This is a genomic window from Kosakonia oryzae (assembly GCF_001658025.2).
Lineage (GTDB): Bacteria > Pseudomonadota > Gammaproteobacteria > Enterobacterales > Enterobacteriaceae > Kosakonia > Kosakonia oryzae.
This window is the reverse complement of the sequence record NZ_CP014007.2, coordinates 1,411,626-1,428,842: the sequence shown is the minus strand read 5'-3', so window position 1 is coordinate 1,428,842 and position 17,217 is coordinate 1,411,626. Positions and strand designations below refer to the sequence as shown.

Genomic DNA, 17,217 nt, shown 5'->3' with positions numbered 1-17,217 from the left:
CTTAATCAGCAGGAACTAACTCATTCCCACTCGATCGTAGCTGGCGGCTTCCCGCTGATGTCATACACCACGCGGGAAATGCCGTTGACTTCATTGATGATGCGGTTGGAAACGCGGCCGAGGAAATCGTACGGCAGGTGTGCCCAGTGTGCGGTCATAAAGTCGATGGTTTCTACGGCACGCAGGGAGACAACCCAGTCGTATTTACGACCGTCGCCCATCACGCCGACGGAGCGGACCGGCAGGAAGACGGTGAAGGCCTGGCTTACTTTGTTGTAGAGGTCAGCTTTATGCAGCTCTTCAATAAAGATCGCATCAGCGCGACGCAGCAGATCGCAATACTCTTTCTTCACTTCGCCCAGTACGCGGACGCCAAGGCCCGGCCCCGGGAACGGGTGACGGTACAGCATGTCGTACGGCAGACCGAGTTCCAGACCAATTTTACGCACTTCGTCTTTGAACAGCTCTTTCAGCGGCTCAACCAGGCCCATCTTCATCTCTTTCGGCAGGCCGCCCACGTTGTGGTGAGATTTGATGACGTGCGCTTTACCGGTTGCAGATGCGGCAGATTCGATAACGTCCGGGTAGATAGTGCCCTGCGCCAGCCATTTCACGTCTTCCAGTTTCAGTGCTTCTTCGTCGAACACTTCCACGAACACGCGGCCGATGATTTTGCGTTTTGCTTCCGGATCGTTCTCGCCAGCCAGTGCTGAAAGGAAGCGACCTTCTGCCGGAACATGAACAATGTTCAGACCGAAGTGGTCACCGAACATGTCCATCACCTGAGCGGCTTCGTTCAGGCGCAGCAGGCCGTTATCAACGAATACGCAGGTCAGGTTTTTGCCGATGGCGCGGTGCAGCAGCATCGCGGTGACGGAGGAGTCCACGCCGCCGGAAAGGCCGAGGATCACTTTATCGTCGCCAACCTGCTGACGAATGCGTTCAACCGCGTCGTCGATAATTTTTGCCGGGGTCCACAGCGCTTCACACTGGCAGATATCGCGCACGAAGCGCTCCAGCATACGCAGGCCCTGGCGGGTGTGGGTCACTTCCGGGTGGAACTGCACGCCGTAGAAGCGTTTTTCTTCATTCGCCATGATGGCGAACGGGCAGCTTTCGGTGCTGGCAACGGTTACGAAATCGGACGGAATGGCCGTCACTTTGTCGCCGTGGCTCATCCACACGTCCAGCAACACTTTGCCTTCGGCGGTCAGGGAGTCTTCAATGCCGCGAACCAGCGCGCTGTCGGTCTGCACTTCAACCTGTGCGTAACCGAATTCACGCTCGTTAGAACCTTCAACGTGGCCGCCAAGCTGCATCGCCATAGTCTGCATGCCATAGCACACGCCGAGCACCGGAACACCCGCTTCGAACACATACTGCGGTGCGCGCGGGCTGTTCTCTTCGGTGGTACTTTCCGGGCCGCCGGAAAGGATGATACCGCTTGGGTTGAAGTCGCGGATCTGCGCTTCGGTGACATCCCACGCCCACAGTTCACAGTAAACGCCCAGTTCACGCACGCGGCGCGCAACCAGCTGGGTGTACTGAGAACCGAAGTCGAGGATGAGAATACGATGTTTATGAATGTTGTCCGTCATTGACGTTACTTCCGAGGCAAGTGGCAATGAATATACTCGTCGTCTTGCAGGCTGAACCTGAACAGAGAGTATGAAAGTCAGCGCCCGGTGAAAGCACCGGGCGCGGAAATCATTAAGAACCCATGCGGTAGTTCGGGGATTCCTTGGTGATGGTCACGTCGTGAACGTGGCTTTCCTGGATACCGGCACCGCTGATGCGTACAAATTCCGCTTTAGTACGCAGGTCATCGATAGTACCACAGCCGGTCAGACCCATACAGGAGCGCAGGCCGCCCATCTGCTGGTGAATGATCTCTTTCAGGCGGCCTTTATAGGCAACGCGACCTTCGATACCTTCCGGCACCAGTTTGTCGGCAGCGTTATCGCTCTGGAAGTAACGGTCGGAAGAGCCTTTGGACATCGCGCCCAGAGAACCCATACCGCGGTAAGATTTGTAAGAACGGCCCTGGTAGAGTTCGATTTCACCCGGGGATTCTTCAGTACCCGCCAGCATGGAGCCAACCATGACTGCGGCAGCGCCTGCGGCGATAGCTTTGGCGATGTCGCCGGAGAAACGGATACCGCCGTCGGCGATAACCGGAATGCCAGTGCCTTCCAGCGCTTCAACCGCGTCGGAAACCGCGGTGATCTGCGGAACGCCTACGCCGGTTACGATACGGGTAGTACAGATGGAGCCAGGGCCGATACCGACTTTTACCGCACTCACGCCCGCTTCCGCCAGAGCGCGTGCGCCTGCGCCAGTCGCAACGTTACCGCCGATGATTTGCAGATCCGGGTATTTAGCACGGGTTTCGCGAATGCGCTGCAACACGCCTTCGGAGTGGCCGTGAGAGGAGTCGATCAGCAATACGTCAACGCCTGCGGCAACCAGCGCGTCAACGCGCTCTTCGTTACCGGCGCCCGCGCCAACTGCCGCGCCAACGCGCAGACGGCCCTGCTCGTCTTTACAGGCGTTCGGTTTACGTTCTGCTTTCTGGAAGTCTTTAACGGTGATCATGCCGCGCAGGTGGAAACTTTCGTCAACGACCAGCGCTTTTTCAACGCGTTTTTCGTGCATTTTGGCGAACACCACTTCGCGGGATTCCCCTTCGCGAACGGTTACCAGGCGCTCTTTCGGCGTCATGTACACGCTCACCGGCTGAGTCAGATCGGTAACGAAACGCACGTCACGACCGGTGATGATGCCGACCAGTTCGTTGTCGCCGTTCACTACCGGGTAACCGGCAAAGCCGTTACGTTCGGTCAGTTCTTTTACTTCGCGCAGGGTGGTGGTCGGCAGAACGGTTTGTGGATCTTTAACCACGCCGGATTCATGTTTCTTCACGCGGCGAACTTCTTCCGCCTGGCGCTCGATAGACATGTTTTTGTGAATAAAGCCAATGCCGCCTTCCTGTGCCAGCGCAATCGCCAGACGCGCTTCAGTCACGGTATCCATCGCCGCAGAGAGCATAGGAATGTTCAGGCGAATGGTTTTGGTGAGCTGCGTGCTCAGATCGGCAGTATTCGGCAGAACGGTGGAATGAGCGGGAACGAGGAGGACGTCGTCAAACGTCAGTGCTTCTTTAGCAATACGTAGCATGGGCAATATCTCTGACCTGGGGGGTTAAATATTGCCGTGGCATTATACAGAGCGTAACCGATTGCATCCACACTTTTTTGAGAAAAAACTTGCCATCCCCTCGTATCGGGTTACTATCGACTGAATAACCTGCTGATTTAGAATTTGATCTGGCTCACATGTCGTCGTTCCAATCTCCCTCAATTTATACCGTCAGCCGCCTGAACCAGTCGGTGCGCTTACTGCTGGAACGCGAACTCGGTCAGGTGTGGATCAGCGGGGAAATCTCCAATTTTACCCAGCCCGCTTCCGGCCACTGGTACTTTACCTTAAAAGACGATACCGCTCAGGTGCGCTGCGCGATGTTCCGCAACAGCAACCGCCGCGTTACGTTTCGCCCGCAGCACGGCCAGCAGGTGCTGGTTCGCGCCAACATCACGCTGTATGAACCGCGCGGGGAATACCAGATTATCGTCGAAAGCATGCAACCGGCCGGTGAAGGCTTGTTGCAGCAAAAGTATGAGCAACTGAAAGCCAAACTCGCCGCTGAAGGGTTGTTCGATCAGCATTTTAAGCAACCGCTGCCCTCGCCTGCGCATTGTGTTGGCGTGATTACGTCGAAAACCGGCGCGGCGCTGCACGATATTCTGCACGTGCTGAAACGCCGCGATCCGTCTCTGCCGGTAGTCATCTATCCGACTGCGGTGCAGGGCGAAGACGCGCCGGGGCAAATCGTGCGTGCCATTGCGCTGGCGAACGCGCGTCAGGAATGCGACGTGCTGATTGTTGGTCGCGGCGGCGGTTCGCTGGAAGATCTCTGGAGTTTTAATGACGAACGCGTAGCGCGTGCGATTTTTGCCAGCCGCATTCCGGTGGTCAGCGCCGTCGGCCATGAAACCGATGTCACGATTGCCGATTTTGTTGCCGATCTGCGCGCGCCAACGCCTTCGGCCGCAGCGGAAATTGTCAGCCGCAACCAGCTTGAACTGCTGCGCCAGGTACAGGCGATGCAGCAGCGCTTAGAGATGTCGATGGATTATTATCTGGCTGGCCGCAACCGCCGCTTCGCCCTGTTGAACCATCGTCTGCAACAACAACACCCGCAGTTACGGCTGGCACGCCAGCAAACGGTGCTGGAGCGTCTGCAACAGCGCATGCAAAACGCGCTGGATACGCAGTTAAAACGCGCTTCTGCCCGTCAGCAGCGCGTGATGCAGCGTCTGAATCAGCAAAACCCGCAGCCGCGGATTCATCGCGCGCAAAGTCGCGTACAGCAGCTGGAATATCGCCTGAGCCAGAACATTCGCGACCGTTTAAGCACCACGCGCGAACGCTTTGGTTCTGCAATTACCCATCTGGAAGCCGTCAGCCCGCTGGCGACACTGGCGCGCGGTTACAGCGTGACCACCTCCCCGGATGGCGAAGTTCTGAAAAAAACCCGCCAGGTGAAAGTGGGCGATAAGCTCACCACCCGCCTGAATGACGGCTGGGTGGAGAGTGAAGTCAGTAACGTGACGCCCGTAAAGAAACCGCGCCAGCATAAATCACCTTAATTTGTACGATTAATCTATAAGCTGCCCCTATACTTTTGTTGTTCTTTTCATCAAGGAGAGCGACATGAAAACACGCCCGTTTAGCAGCGTTATACCGCCCTATATTCTTCGCCGCATTATCGACCACGGTTCAGAAGTGCAGCAGCGCTGCGCGCAACAAACGTTAACCCATGTACAGACATTGATGGCCCACAGCCACGGCAAGCCCAGCGCGCCGCTGGTCACCTCGCCCGGTGAACTGGTACGCGATATTTATGATGCGCAGCAGAAAGAGAGCCTGCCCGGTAAGCAGGTGCGCTACGAAGGCCAGCCGTCGAATGGTGATGTTGCCGTGGATGAAGCTTATGACTATCTCGGCGTTACCCACGAGTTTTTCTGGCAGGTTTTACACCGTAACTCACTGGATAATAAGGGAATAGTGCTGAACGGCACCGTGCATTATGGCCAGCAATATCAGAACGCTTTCTGGAATGGTCAGCAGATGGTGTTTGGCGACGGCGACGGTGAAATCTTCAACCGCTTTACCATCGCTATTGATGTGGTTGCGCATGAACTCAGCCACGGCGTCACAGAAACAGAAGCTGCGCTGATCTATTTTGAACAATCTGGCGCGCTTAATGAGTCGTTATCGGATGTTTTTGGCTCGCTGGTGAAGCAGTACCACAAACAGCAAACCGCGGATCAGGCCGACTGGATCATCGGCGAAGGGCTGCTGGCAAAAGGGATTAACGGCAAAGGTCTGCGTTCGATGTCTCATCCCGGCACCGCCTATGATGACCCGCTACTGGGTAAAGATCCGCAGCCTGCACATATGAAGGACTTTGTGAAAACCCGTGAAGATAACGGCGGCGTGCATCTGAATTCCGGTATTCCCAACCGCGCGTTTTACCTTGCTGCGACGGCGATTGGTGGCTATGCCTGGGAGAAAGCCGGTTACGCCTGGTACGATACCGTTTGCGATAAAGCGCTGGCGCAGAATGCCGATTTCGCTGCCTTTGCGAAACTGACCATTCAGCACGGCGAAAAACGTTCGGGCCAACAGGTTGCAGACGCAATCGAGAAGGCCTGGAAAGAGGTTGGAGTGTTGTAATGAACGAACCCGAATTGACCGATGATGCGGTGGTTGAAGTCGCCCGTGAAGGCGGGCTGGCTTATATTCCGAAGCTGAGCGGCACGCGAAAAATCGTGATTGCTCAGCTTAACGCGGAACAACGCCAGCGCCTGGTCAATATCCTGCATCAGACCCTGCCGCTCGGGCAACCGCCCGGGCAGCCGGATTCACCGGGGCGCGGCGATCAGCGTTTTTACCGTTTGCAGATAACCTGGACCACGCAGCAGACCGATGTGCTGTTGCTGATCCCGGAAAGTAAAGCGCCACCGTCGCTGGTGGAACTGTGGCGCGATGGCGAAGCCTGCATCTGTAAGCCTTAAAGCGGGGTAAACTCGACGCGTTTTTTAGAGATTAACCCGTGGCCGTGCTGGCAGAAAAAGTCCACCGCGCCGCAGGCTTTTAACACTTCCAGGGGCTGATGGCACTCCGGGCAGTTTGCCTGTACTTCAATATCGTTGCCGCAGCCGTTGCAATGCGCATGCGTTCCCACCAGTTCCAGCGGGTTGTGGCAGGTCGGGCATTTGAGATCCATAACGCTCTCCTCGTTTATTTTTTCACTCCCCTTATCATACACCTTAAGTGACAAAATCCGCCGGGTTCACTTCATCAGCCAACTCGTAACACTTCCACGAACTAAATCTAAAGACTCTGATTTGCAATTGTGGTGGTTGTATTTGCAATGAAAGCGAAAGGCTTTGCAAAAAAAGCCCCAACAACCCAAGCTTCAACATATATTCAACCAGGCATCATTCATTATTCTATTTATTTTTAGACGTTACTTTTTATAAAGAAATAGCCCCTTATTCAGGGGCAGGATTTGAAGCAGAATCTAAAGCGAACTTTTCTTCGCTCCCTCAACCTCTTCTTTACAAGTACTATCATTAGTAAAATTATATTGTAGATATAAATATCCGGTATCGGTACCCGTCGCCCGTACATCGAGAGATACCATACTCAAATTGTTTTTTAATGAAGAGCCTTTTTCCCCTTTCCACTCCGCAGATAAAATACGCTCTTTTTTATTTAATCCCATCACCCAATCTTGTGGTTCTTTCCAGAGGGAACCAGAAAGAAGATAATCTCTTTTGTCGGCTTTACCATAGATAGAGGTTAAGGCATTACTTAACTCCTCAAACTTCGATTTCAAAGCAATTCCATAACTGTCCGTATTAATGCTTTTACCTACAGCGCGTATTTGACAAAGCCCTACTTTGGGGGAGATCTGAAGCCCGAATACCTCGAAATCAGCATTTTGCTTAGGCAATTTCGATGTAGTGTAAAGGTTAACGCTATTTTCTAAAAGCTTAAGTTCAGCCCCGGTCATATCTTCAATATTTTGTTTTGACAAGCCAGCTTCTAACCCGAATGGCCCTTCTGCTGGAGGAAGTTTCGGTGATTGTTGAGGCGTACTATTTTGCTGAGCGGGTTCCTTGTCGACTTTTGCATTACTCATCGGTGGTGTATCAACTTTGATCTCAGCCAGGCCATATTTAGCGATTAAATATTTCTGCTGAAGCATCGCCATGCTTTGTTCTTGCGTAGCAACCGTCGACAATTTCAAAGCCTGGATTAATCCGCCAGAGTACTGGTTAGCATCGGCCTTCGCTTCATCGATTCTGCTATTAAGAGTGTCCATTTCGGCTTTAATGGAGTTGGCAAGTTCCGGGTCAGGTTTTACGCTACTGACGGCTATGTCAATCTTCGCCCCTGCTTCAATCGCATTAATACGCTGTTCCAAAAGAGCCTTATTAGTCTCTAAAACTTCCAGTCTTGCTGTAACCAGATTCTTAATTAGCCCACCCGCAAACTGCTTACCTGTCTCATTCGCAGCAGAGATTTCAGTTTCCGTGCGTGATAATTCATTTTTTAGGTTTGCGACTTCCTGTTTTTGCTCAGAGGTCAATTCCTTTGGGCCACACCCTGTCAACAGGGTTAATGCTATCAATGTTGCTACAACCGTTTTTTTCATATCCCTATCTCATCTTTGAATAATGAGATTAATCCTAACAGGAAGTTTTTTTCTTTTAAACGATTGCAGACCTATCGTCCTCGCTTCGGAAGGACTCGTTATATAAATTGAAAAAGTTGACAGGTTACGGCCTGGAAGTAATTTCATCTGACGAGCCATGCGCCTAACCGGCGCAGGAAAAACAAATAGCCGGTGCCACTTGAAGCATGAAGTGAGAAATCACTACTGCTTTAAATACACGTTATGATTTGTCCGGGCTTAAAACATAAAACCCCTACTTGTTGGCTAGCCAACTTTCGGGGTTCGCTTCAGATTTGCGGGTTTCAGACGAGTAATTACTTACTCTTCTTAATGTGCTTAATCAGGCGCTTACGCTTACGTAACTGGTTCGGCGTCAGGGTGTTGCGCTTATCCGCAAACGGGTTTTCCCCTTCCTTGAACTGAATACGGATTGGCGTACCCATTACATCCAGCGATTTGCGGAAGTAATTCATCAGATAGCGTTTATAGGAATCCGGCAGATCTTTCACCTGGTTGCCGTGGATCACCACAATCGGCGGGTTATAACCACCGGCGTGGGCATATTTCAGCTTCACGCGGCGACCGCGCACCAGAGGCGGCTGATGATCTTCCGCCGCCATATTCATAATACGGGTCAACAGCGCGGTGCTGACGCGACGTGTGGAGCTGTCATACGCTTCGCGTACGGATTCGAACAGGTTGCCAACACCGCTACCATGCAGTGCAGAGATAAAGTGCACGCGGGCAAAGTCAATAAAGCCGAGACGGTAATCCAGCGTCTCTTTCACCTGCTCTTTCACTTCCTGGCTCAGGCCGTCCCACTTGTTGACGACAATCACCAGCGAGCGGCCGCTGTTAAGGATAAAGCCCAGCAGCGACAAATCCTGGTCAGAGATGCCTTCGCGGGCATCAATCACCAGCAATACCACGTTGGCGTCTTCAATCGCTTGTAGAGTTTTGATAACGGAGAATTTTTCCACCACGTCGGTGATCTTACCGCGCTTACGCACACCGGCGGTGTCGATAAGTACGTACTCACGTTCATCGCGCTGCATCGGAATGTAAATACTGTCGCGCGTGGTGCCCGGCATGTCGTACACCACCACGCGATCTTCGCCGAGAATGCGGTTAGTGAGTGTGGACTTACCGACGTTCGGACGACCGACAATCGCCAGCTTTATCGGCAGATCCTGCGGGTTGAACTCCTCTTCCGGCTCTTCTTCTTCGCCATTTTCACGGGCTTCGAACTGCGCCCAGTATTCGGCGTCTTCATCCACCTCTTCCGGCGGATTCAGTTCGTCCATCCACGGCATCAGCACGTGTTCCAGCAGGCTGGTGACACCGCGCCCGTGAGAAGCGGCGATAGCATAAATCTCACCAAGACCCAGCGCGTAGAAATCCGCTGTTGCCTGATCCGGATCCAGACCATCGGTTTTGTTAGCAACAAGGAAAGTCGGTTTTTCGCGTGAACGCAAATGCTTAGCAATAGCCGTATCCGCTGGCATCAGACCCGCACGGGCATCCACCATAAACAGCACGACATCGGCTTCTTCAATCGCCAGCAGCGACTGTTCCGCCATGCGCGTTTCCACGCCGTCTTCAGTGCCATCGATACCGCCGGTATCGATACAGATAAATTCGCGGCCTTCTACTTCAGCACGACCGTACTTACGGTCACGAGTCAGACCCGGGAAATCGGCCACCAGCGCATCACGGGTGCGTGTTAAGCGGTTAAATAGCGTGGATTTTCCAACGTTAGGGCGCCCGACAAGCGCGACCACAGGTACCATGTTTAAAGCCTCATTACAGGAAATTCATTAGCAAAACGGCGCAATTTGCGCGGCGTTTTAAAAACAGGAAAACGGCTCCTGCAACAGGAGCCGTCTTCGGAAACGACAACCTCAGCGCAGTTAGCGCGAGAGTGCGTACAGCGTGCCGTCTTTCGCCTGGATCAGCAGCTTGCCGCCAGCAACGACCGGTTCGGTCAGGAAACCGGAGCTGTCGACTTTCTGCTGCGCGACGAAACGCCCGTCTTCAACGTTGATCCAGTGGACATAACCTTCACTATCGCCTGTCACAATGTAACCATTATACAACGCCGGGGCAGTAAGGTTACGGTGCAGCAGATCGCTTTGCGTCCATAGGGTCACGCCACCGTCGGTGGTCAGCGCCAGAACGCGGTCATTCTGATCGATGATGTAGATGCGATTACCATCAACAACGAAGTCGCTCACTGAGCCCAGCTCACGTTTCCACATGATCTGGCCGCTGCGCAGATCCAGCGCCGTCAGGTTGCCGTTATAAGCCAGTGCATAAACAACGTTGTCCACCACAACCGGCGTGGTATCCACATCGCTCAGGCGATCGATTTCAGTCGGGCCGTTCGCCTGGGAGATGCGCTGCTGCCAGATCATCTGGCCCTGCTGCATCAGTACCGCGCTCACACGACCGTTATCGCCGCCGACAATCGCAGCGCCAAAGGCGGTGGTCGGTGCAGATTCACCGCGCAGAGAGAGCGCAGGCATATCCAGGTTGACCGTCCATTTCACCGCGCCGTCGCTTTCATTTAGCGCCTGCAACTGGCCGTTACTGGTATGAATCAGCACCAGACCGTCGCTCACTACCGGGCGGGAAAGTGCTTCACCAGCAACTTTTGCCTGCCAGGCCTTCGAACCATCGCTGGTATTGAGGGCATAAACCTGCGCTTTCTCAGTACCAACGTACACATGGCCGCCAGAAACGGTTACACCGCCGGAAAGCAGCGCAGCGCGCGTGGAGAACCAGCCGTCTTTCTCTGCCAGATTGACCGACCAGATTTCATGGCCGTCTTCAATGCTGACCGCTTTCACCACGCCGTGACGATCGGCGGCATAGACTACGCCGTCAGCAAATGCCGGGTGCAGATTAGAATAGAAATCGCCGATACCGTTGCCGACGGAAGTGCTCCACGCGGTTGTCGGGGTGAACTGATTTTCAACCACCGGTAGCGGGGACATTTTGACAACATCTTCTTCGCTATTGAACAGGGAACAGCCGCTCAATAACGTCACGGAAAGCAGCCCTGGCAGAAGTAATTTACGCAATTGCATCGGGTCCCTCTTAGATGGACAAATTATTAATTTTCATCTGCATCATTTCGCTGAGCGCAGGAGAGGCATTGTTTTTAATGCCGTTTTCCCATGCGGTGCGCGCACCTTGTTTGTCGCCTTTGCTCAACAGCGCTTCACCGCGCAGATCGGCAACAATTGCCGACCAGCTTTCGCCTTTAACGGCATCCAGCGTTTTGAGCGCAGCGTCTTGCTGCTTCTGCTGCACCTGAACACGCGCCAGACGGACGTTGATCATCGATTGCAGATTTTCATCACTGGTCGCGGCAAGCCCCTGTTGCAATTGCGCGGCTGCTTTATCCAGTTCATTTTTTTCTACGTATTGCTGTGCCAGTTCCAGTGAAGCCAGCGCACCATAAGTGTTTTTGTTGTCAGCGGCAAATTTCTCCGCAGCTGTGAACGACTCTGGCTTATCAGCCTGAAGCGCGGAAATCGCGTTTTCATAGGCCTGCGATGAAGCTCTCGCCGTATCTGCCTGATGGCCGTTCCAGTAACGCCAGCCCATCAGCGCACCAATACCCAAAACAACCCCAACAGCCAGCGCTTTGCCATTTTCGGCAAAGAAGCGCTTGATAGCGTCAACCTGGTCGTTTTCGTTCTCGTAAATTTCCACGCAATCCTTCTCCTTAACGATAATTCACCGGCGAGATTAGCCCAGTAGTGTGCGCAAATGCGCTGCAACGCTATCCTGCGTTACCGTACTCTGTTCACCAGAGCGTAAATCCTTCACCACAACATTACCGTCGGCGATTTCAGACTCGCCGAGCACCAGTGCGACGCGAGCGCCCCACTTATCTGCACGGGCGAATTGCTTTTTGAAATTGCCGCCGCCGTGGTTCATCATCAGCCTCACGCCAGGCAACGCATCGCGTACCTGTTCGCCCAACTGCATTGCAGCGGACTGCGTATTGGCGCCAGACGCCACCAGGTATATATCGACAACGGATTCTGCTTTAAATTCCGGATTAACCGCCTGAACCAACAAAACAAGTCGTTCAAGGCCCATCGCGAAGCCAACCGCCGGAGTCGCGCGACCACCAAGTTGCTCAACCAGGCCGTCATAACGACCGCCTGCGCAGACAGTTCCCTGCGCGCCAAGGCTGGTTGTCACCCATTCGAAAACGGTGCGGTTGTAGTAGTCAAGACCGCGCACCAGACGCTGGTTAACGGTATATGCGATACCGGCGTCATCAAGGAAAGCACACAGCCCGGCGAAATGTTCGCGGGATTCGTCGTCGAGGTAATCACCCAGTTTCGGCGCGTCGTTCAGCAGCGTCTGGATGTCCTGATTTTTAGTATCCAGCACGCGCAGCGGGTTGGTATACATGCGGCGCAGGCAATCTTCGTCCAGCTTATCTTTATGCTGTTCGAGGAATGCGACCAGCGCATCGCGGTAAGTCGCGCGCGCTTCCAGCGAACCAATAGAGTTGAGTTCAAGGGCAACGTGAGAGGCGATACCCAACTCACGCCACCAGCGGGCGGTAAGCATAATCAGCTCCGCATCAATATCCGGCCCTTGCAGACCAAACACTTCGACACCCAGCTGATGGAACTGGCGATAGCGCCCTTTCTGCGGACGCTCGTAGCGGAACATCGGCCCGACGTACCACAAGCGCTGTTCCTGATTGTACAGAAGACCATGCTCGATGCCGGCGCGTACACAGCCCGCCGTACCTTCAGGACGCAGCGTCAGGCTATCGCCGTTGCGATCGTCAAAGGTATACATCTCTTTTTCAACCACGTCGGTCACTTCGCCGATCGCGCGTTTGAATAACGGGGTCTGCTCTACAATCGGCAAACGGATTTCACTGTAACCGTAGCTGCCGAGCACGTTTTTCAGGGTGCTTTCAATGCGCTGCCAGATGGCGGTTTCGCCAGGCAGATAATCGTTCATGCCGCGAATGGCTTGAATATTCTTTGCCACGTTTATTCTCTTTATGAATACAAAAAATGAACCCTCAGGGCAGCGACGAGTCAGGGTCGCGCCGGGCGGGTTCATCATACACGGGAAGCCAGCCGCTTCCCAGCTACGTTATTTTTCTACCTGTTGCACGTCGATGCGGCGCGCTTCATCCAGGATCGACGCTTTTGCGCGAATACGGGCCTCAAGCTGCGCGATCATATCTGCGTTATCAAGACGATCTTTGCGCACGCCGTCTTCATACAGGCCGCTTTTCTTATTACCGCCCGTCACGCCGAGCGTGGAGACCAGCGCTTCGCCAGGGCCGTTCACCACGCAGCCGATAATGGAGACATCCATCGGCGTAATGATATCTTCCAGCCGCTGTTCCAGCGCGTTAACCGTACCGATCACGTCGAACTCCTGGCGGGAGCAGGTCGGGCAGGCGATAAAGTTGATCCCGCGGGAACGAATACGCAGTGATTTCAGAATATCAAAACCGACTTTGATCTCTTCCACCGGGTCGGCGGCCAGCGAAATGCGCAGCGTATCACCGATGCCTTCAGAGAGCAGTAAACCAAGGCCAATAGCGGATTTCACTGCGCCTGCGCGGGCGCCGCCGGCTTCGGTGATCCCGAGATGTAACGGCTGATCGATCTGCTTCGCCAGCAGACGATAGGATTCAACGGCAAGGAAGACGTCAGAGGCTTTCACGCTGACTTTGAATTGATCGAAGTTAAGACGATCGAGGTGATCCACATGGCGCATTGCAGATTCAAGCAGCGCCTGCGGCGTCGGTTCTCCGTACTTTTCCTGCAGATCTTTTTCCAGCGAACCGGCGTTAACGCCGATGCGGATGGGAATATTTTTATCACGGGCGCAGTCAACCACCGTGCGGATACGTTCTTCGTTACCGATGTTGCCTGGGTTGATGCGCAGACAGTCAACGCCATATTCGGCCACTTTCAGCGCAATACGGTAGTCAAAATGGATGTCCGCCACCAACGGAACACTCACCTGCTGTTTGATAAGTTTGAAAGCTTCTGCCGCATCCATCGTGGGGACAGAAACACGAACAATATCCGCGCCGACGCGCTCCAGCGCCTTGATTTGATTGACCGTCGCTTCCACATCCGTGGTGCGCGTGTTGGTCATTGATTGCACAGCGATGGGAGCCCCATCGCCGATAGGCACGTTCCCAACGTAAATCCGTTTCGATTTCCGACGTTGAATCGGGGCCTGGTTATGCATGAAAAATCTCCCGCGTTGCCCGTCTGTTACTGTGTTGCTGATTGTTCGGCATTGAGGGTCAGACGCGCAACCTGGTTAGTTCTGATAAAACGACTCAGATCGACAGGTTTTCCCTGATACTGGATCTGTACTGCTGCCGGTGCGCCAATTTTCAATTTATACGGCGCCTGACCGGTCAGATTCAGCGTGGCATCTTTACGTTGCAGGCCGCTAAACAGTTTTTTACCGGTCGCATCGCTCACTTCGAGCCAGCAGTCTGCATTGAAACTCATCACCAGCGCATTGGTATCGGCGACAGCGCCAGCAATACCTGCCTGATCGGTAGGCAGTTGCCCATTGTTGGCGGTTGCAGCAGGCTGCTGAGCTGATTCAACATTCGCCTGAGACGGAGAAACTACCTGGTTCTGGTTAGCGGTATTCACCGGCGCTTGCTGCGCGGTAGTTGGCGCCTGCGCGGTGGTTGCCGGAGCCGGGGCTTCAATCGGCGTTGAGGAGTTATCATCCGTCGCGGCGGCAGTGGCAGGATCGTTGTTCAACGGTACGCTTTGCGCGTTATTGTTGCTGTTGCTGGCATTAAGTTCCGCAGAGGATTGATCGGCCATCGTGCTGATCTCTTCCTGCTGCGCTTTATGATTCTGCCACCACCAGGCGCCCGTCAACCCCACCACCACAAACAGCACCAGCCAGGTAAAACTCATCAACCAGCCATCGCGTTTTTTGCGCGGTTTGCCTAAAGCAAAGGTCTGCATCGGAGCAACTTTCGCCGCTCTGATCGGCGCTTGCTTCTCGATCATCGGCAGTAATTCTTCTTCGGGGATGTGCACAAGGCGGGCATATGAGCGGATATAACCACGCACAAACGTCGATGCCAGATCGGCAGGCGATCGATCTTCTTCGATATCGCGTACCGTGGAGACCTTCAGACACAAGCGTTCTGCAACCGCCTGTTGGCTGAGTCCAAGTTGTTCACGGGCGCTGCGCAGACGAACGCCAGTGGTTTGTACTTCGTTTTGGTCTTGAGTGGCTTCAGTATTCATTCGCTACAACTACTGGTACGTGAAAAGTAAACATTCAGGCGCGTGTGGCCGCAATGCCCACACGCGCCGCGAAATAACCGGGTCAGTTAAACGTAGACCCACAGTATAAGACTGTCAGGCTCGTCATAACAGAACAGCTTTAGGCACTTTTTGCTAAGCCGTTGTTCCATCACTACATACTGCCCTAAAGTCAGGAGAAACGCACCGTAATTATTATTAGCCTGCATACGTACAGACTAAATATTCGACATATGTATAAAATGCAGCACATTCTTTGTGCTGCATAGCAGCCTTACAGCGTCTTCACTGCGATCGTTTCACCCTGCATACGCTTACGCATTGTACGCTTGGTGCGGTCGATCACATCGCCCGCCAGCTGACCGCAAGCGGCATCGATATCATCGCCGCGCGTTTTACGCACGATAGTGGTAAAGCCATAGCTCATCAGCACCTTGCAGAAACGATCGATACGGCTATTGGAGCTACGACCGTACGGCGCACCCGGGAACGGGTTCCACGGAATCAGGTTGATTTTGCACGGCGTATCTTTCAGCAGCTCGGCCAGTTCATGCGCATGTTCCGTGCCATCGTTTACATGGTCCAGCATCACGTACTCAATGGTCACACGGCCCTGATTGGCGTTGGATTTTCCAATGTAGCGACGAACGGCGCCGAGGAAGGTTTCAATATTGTACTTTTTATTGATCGGTACAATTTCATCGCGGATTTCATCGTTTGGCGCGTGCAGGGAGATAGCCAACGCAACATCAATCATATCGCCCAGCTTATCCAGCGCCGGAACCACGCCTGAAGTCGAGAGTGTGACGCGACGTTTAGAAAGACCAAAACCGAAATCATCCAGCATGATCTCCATCGCCGGTACCACGTTCGTCAGGTTGAGCAGCGGCTCGCCCATGCCCATCATCACCACGTTGGTGATCGGGCGAGTGCCGGTGACTTTCGCTGCGCCGATAATTTTCGCCGCACGCCACACCTGACCAATGATTTCGGAAACGCGCAGGTTGCGGTTAAAACCCTGTTGCGCGGTAGAGCAGAATTTGCACTCCAGAGCACATCCCACCTGTGAAGAGACACAGAGCGTCGCACGGTCTTCTTCCGGGATATAAACGGTTTCAACGCGCTGATCGCCAACGGCAATCGCCCATTTGATGGTGCCATCGGAAGAGCGTTGTTCTTCCACAACTTCCGGGGCGCGAATTTCAGCCACTTCTTTTAATTTGTTGCGCAGAACTTTGTTGATGTCGGTCATCTCATCAAAGTCGTCGCTGCAATAGTGATACATCCACTTCATCACCTGGTCGGCGCGGAAGGGTTTTTCACCTAAGTTTTTGAAAAATTCACGCATCTGCTGACGGTTTAAATCCAGCAGGTTAACTTTTGCGTCTTTGTTTGGAACCGTGAGAGCGTCGTTCTCAGGCATGACAATTTGTTCAGACATATTTTATTCCGGCCTCGTTATTACACGTTATGGCCCGTGGAGGGTTGAAAAGAAGCGCCCCAGGCAAGCGTCTGCTCATCCTGGGGCGCAGTATTGTACAAATTCTGACGCACAGATACCACGTTTGCACGCGGCATTTGCGAAAGAAAAGTGTAAAACTCGTTACACGATTAGCGCGTGCGCGGGCAAACTTCGCCTTCAGCAAAGAAGAAAGCGATTTCGCGGGCCGCAGATTCTACAGAATCGGAACCGTGCGTACCGTTTTCGGTGAAGCTGTCTGCGTAGTCAGCGCGCAGAGTACCGGCCAGCGCGTTCGCCGGATTGGTTGCGCCCAGCAGATCGCGGTGACGCTGCACGGCGTTTTCACCTTCCAGTACAGAAACCACGATCGGGCCAGACGTCATGAACTCAACCAGACCGTCAAAGAACGGACGACCTTCATGCTCAGCGTAGAAACCGCGAGCCTGTTCAACGGTCAGGTGCAGCATTTTGGTGCCAACGATTTTGAAACCAGCCGCTTCGAAGCGAGAGAAGATGCTGCCAATAACGTTTTTTGCCACCGCGTTCGGTTTGATGATGGAAAAAGTACGTTCAATAGCCATGTTTACCTCTGTAAGTTGTTCTGTTGCCCTGAATAGGTGTGGCGCGGATTA

15 protein-coding genes are annotated in these 17,217 nt (G+C 53.6%); 3 read left to right on the top strand and 12 right to left on the bottom strand.

From position 1 onward, the window contains the following. Window positions 1-20: 20 nt before the first annotated feature. Entirely contained in the window at window positions 21-1,598 is a 1,578-nt protein-coding gene (gene guaA / locus AWR26_RS06945) for a glutamine-hydrolyzing GMP synthase (RefSeq protein WP_064564535.1), read from the bottom strand. Window positions 1,599-1,710: 112 nt separating this feature from the next. Next, window positions 1,711-3,177 carry an IMP dehydrogenase gene (gene guaB / locus AWR26_RS06940; RefSeq protein ID WP_043952699.1) on the bottom strand — a complete coding sequence of 489 codons (1,467 nt, stop codon included), beginning with the start codon at window positions 3,175-3,177 and terminating at the stop codon, window positions 1,711-1,713. Window positions 3,178-3,335: 158 nt separating this feature from the next. Here guaB and xseA point away from each other — a divergent pair, with 158 nt between their 5' ends. The 3 genes from xseA to AWR26_RS06925 all read left to right on the top strand — a co-directional run bounded on the left by xseA (window position 3,336) and on the right by AWR26_RS06925 (window position 6,140). After that, window positions 3,336-4,709: an exodeoxyribonuclease VII large subunit gene (xseA, locus tag AWR26_RS06935; RefSeq protein WP_064564533.1), complete on the top strand. Its 1,374-nt coding sequence runs from the start codon at window positions 3,336-3,338 to the stop codon at window positions 4,707-4,709. Between the two features lie 64 nt (window positions 4,710-4,773). After that, on the top strand, window positions 4,774-5,799 hold the full coding sequence (locus tag AWR26_RS06930) for a M4 family metallopeptidase (protein ID WP_064564531.1): 1,026 nt from the start codon (window positions 4,774-4,776) through the stop codon (window positions 5,797-5,799). Beyond that, on the top strand, window positions 5,799-6,140 hold the full coding sequence (locus AWR26_RS06925) for a protealysin inhibitor emfourin (protein ID WP_064564528.1): 342 nt from the start codon (window positions 5,799-5,801) through the stop codon (window positions 6,138-6,140). Before AWR26_RS06930 ends, AWR26_RS06925 begins: the two co-directional genes overlap by 1 nt. Here the strand turns inward: AWR26_RS06925 and AWR26_RS06920 are convergent. From AWR26_RS06920 to ndk, 10 genes are all read right to left on the bottom strand, one after another. Next, window positions 6,137-6,352 (bottom strand): zinc ribbon domain-containing protein, encoded by a 216-nt coding sequence (locus AWR26_RS06920; RefSeq protein ID WP_064564526.1) that lies wholly within the window; start codon window positions 6,350-6,352, stop codon window positions 6,137-6,139. The genes AWR26_RS06925 and AWR26_RS06920 overlap by 4 nt on opposite strands. Window positions 6,353-6,649: 297 nt before the next feature. Further along, entirely contained in the window at window positions 6,650-7,789 is a 1,140-nt protein-coding gene (locus AWR26_RS06915) for a hypothetical protein (protein WP_064564524.1), read from the bottom strand. Between the two features lie 335 nt (window positions 7,790-8,124). Further along, complete coding sequence (der, locus tag AWR26_RS06910; protein ID WP_007370824.1) at window positions 8,125-9,600, bottom strand: ribosome biogenesis GTPase Der; 1,476 nt, start codon at window positions 9,598-9,600, stop codon at window positions 8,125-8,127. Window positions 9,601-9,720: 120 nt separating this feature from the next. Next, window positions 9,721-10,899, bottom strand: a complete 1,179-nt coding sequence (bamB, locus tag AWR26_RS06905; protein WP_007370823.1) for an outer membrane protein assembly factor BamB — start codon at window positions 10,897-10,899, stop codon at window positions 9,721-9,723. A gap of 10 nt (window positions 10,900-10,909) precedes the next feature. Beyond that, window positions 10,910-11,530 carry a YfgM family protein gene (locus AWR26_RS06900; protein WP_007370822.1) on the bottom strand — a complete coding sequence of 207 codons (621 nt, stop codon included), beginning with the start codon at window positions 11,528-11,530 and terminating at the stop codon, window positions 10,910-10,912. Window positions 11,531-11,566: 36 nt separating this feature from the next. Continuing rightward, a complete protein-coding gene (gene hisS / locus AWR26_RS06895) occupies window positions 11,567-12,841 on the bottom strand; it encodes a histidine--tRNA ligase (RefSeq protein WP_007370821.1) in 1,275 nt (424 codons plus the stop codon). 108 nt (window positions 12,842-12,949) lie between these two features. Continuing rightward, window positions 12,950-14,068, bottom strand: a complete 1,119-nt coding sequence (gene ispG / locus AWR26_RS06890) for a flavodoxin-dependent (E)-4-hydroxy-3-methylbut-2-enyl-diphosphate synthase (RefSeq protein WP_035888176.1) — start codon at window positions 14,066-14,068, stop codon at window positions 12,950-12,952. 26 nt (window positions 14,069-14,094) lie between these two features. Then, window positions 14,095-15,105 (bottom strand): cytoskeleton protein RodZ, encoded by a 1,011-nt coding sequence (gene rodZ, locus AWR26_RS06885; protein WP_064564522.1) that lies wholly within the window; start codon window positions 15,103-15,105, stop codon window positions 14,095-14,097. Between the two features lie 292 nt (window positions 15,106-15,397). Beyond that, entirely contained in the window at window positions 15,398-16,564 is a 1,167-nt protein-coding gene (locus AWR26_RS06880; RefSeq protein ID WP_064564520.1) for a bifunctional tRNA (adenosine(37)-C2)-methyltransferase TrmG/ribosomal RNA large subunit methyltransferase RlmN, read from the bottom strand. 170 nt (window positions 16,565-16,734) lie between these two features. Beyond that, window positions 16,735-17,166: a nucleoside-diphosphate kinase gene (gene ndk, locus AWR26_RS06875; protein WP_004144312.1), complete on the bottom strand. Its 432-nt coding sequence runs from the start codon at window positions 17,164-17,166 to the stop codon at window positions 16,735-16,737. Window positions 17,167-17,217 lie beyond the last annotated feature (51 nt).

Excerpts from the sequence above, each read along its gene's own strand:
- bamB (WP_007370823.1), bottom strand. The coding sequence starts at position 10,899 with ATGCAATTGCGTAAATTACTTCTGCCAGGGCTGCTTTCCGTGACGTTA.
- AWR26_RS06915 (WP_064564524.1), bottom strand. The coding sequence starts at position 7,789 with ATGAAAAAAACGGTTGTAGCAACATTGATAGCATTAACCCTGTTGACA.
- der (WP_007370824.1), bottom strand. The coding sequence starts at position 9,600 with ATGGTACCTGTGGTCGCGCTTGTCGGGCGCCCTAACGTTGGAAAATCC.
- guaB (WP_043952699.1), bottom strand. The coding sequence starts at position 3,177 with ATGCTACGTATTGCTAAAGAAGCACTGACGTTTGACGACGTCCTCCTC.
- guaA (WP_064564535.1), bottom strand. The coding sequence starts at position 1,598 with ATGACGGACAACATTCATAAACATCGTATTCTCATCCTCGACTTCGGT.
- AWR26_RS06880 (WP_064564520.1), bottom strand. The coding sequence starts at position 16,564 with ATGTCTGAACAAATTGTCATGCCTGAGAACGACGCTCTCACGGTTCCA.
- AWR26_RS06930 (WP_064564531.1), top strand. The coding sequence starts at position 4,774 with ATGAAAACACGCCCGTTTAGCAGCGTTATACCGCCCTATATTCTTCGC.
- ispG (WP_035888176.1), bottom strand. The coding sequence starts at position 14,068 with ATGCATAACCAGGCCCCGATTCAACGTCGGAAATCGAAACGGATTTAC.
- AWR26_RS06920 (WP_064564526.1), bottom strand. The coding sequence starts at position 6,352 with ATGGATCTCAAATGCCCGACCTGCCACAACCCGCTGGAACTGGTGGGA.
- ndk (WP_004144312.1), bottom strand. The coding sequence starts at position 17,166 with ATGGCTATTGAACGTACTTTTTCCATCATCAAACCGAACGCGGTGGCA.
- rodZ (WP_064564522.1), bottom strand. The coding sequence starts at position 15,105 with ATGAATACTGAAGCCACTCAAGACCAAAACGAAGTACAAACCACTGGC.
- xseA (WP_064564533.1), top strand. The coding sequence starts at position 3,336 with ATGTCGTCGTTCCAATCTCCCTCAATTTATACCGTCAGCCGCCTGAAC.
- AWR26_RS06925 (WP_064564528.1), top strand. The coding sequence starts at position 5,799 with ATGAACGAACCCGAATTGACCGATGATGCGGTGGTTGAAGTCGCCCGT.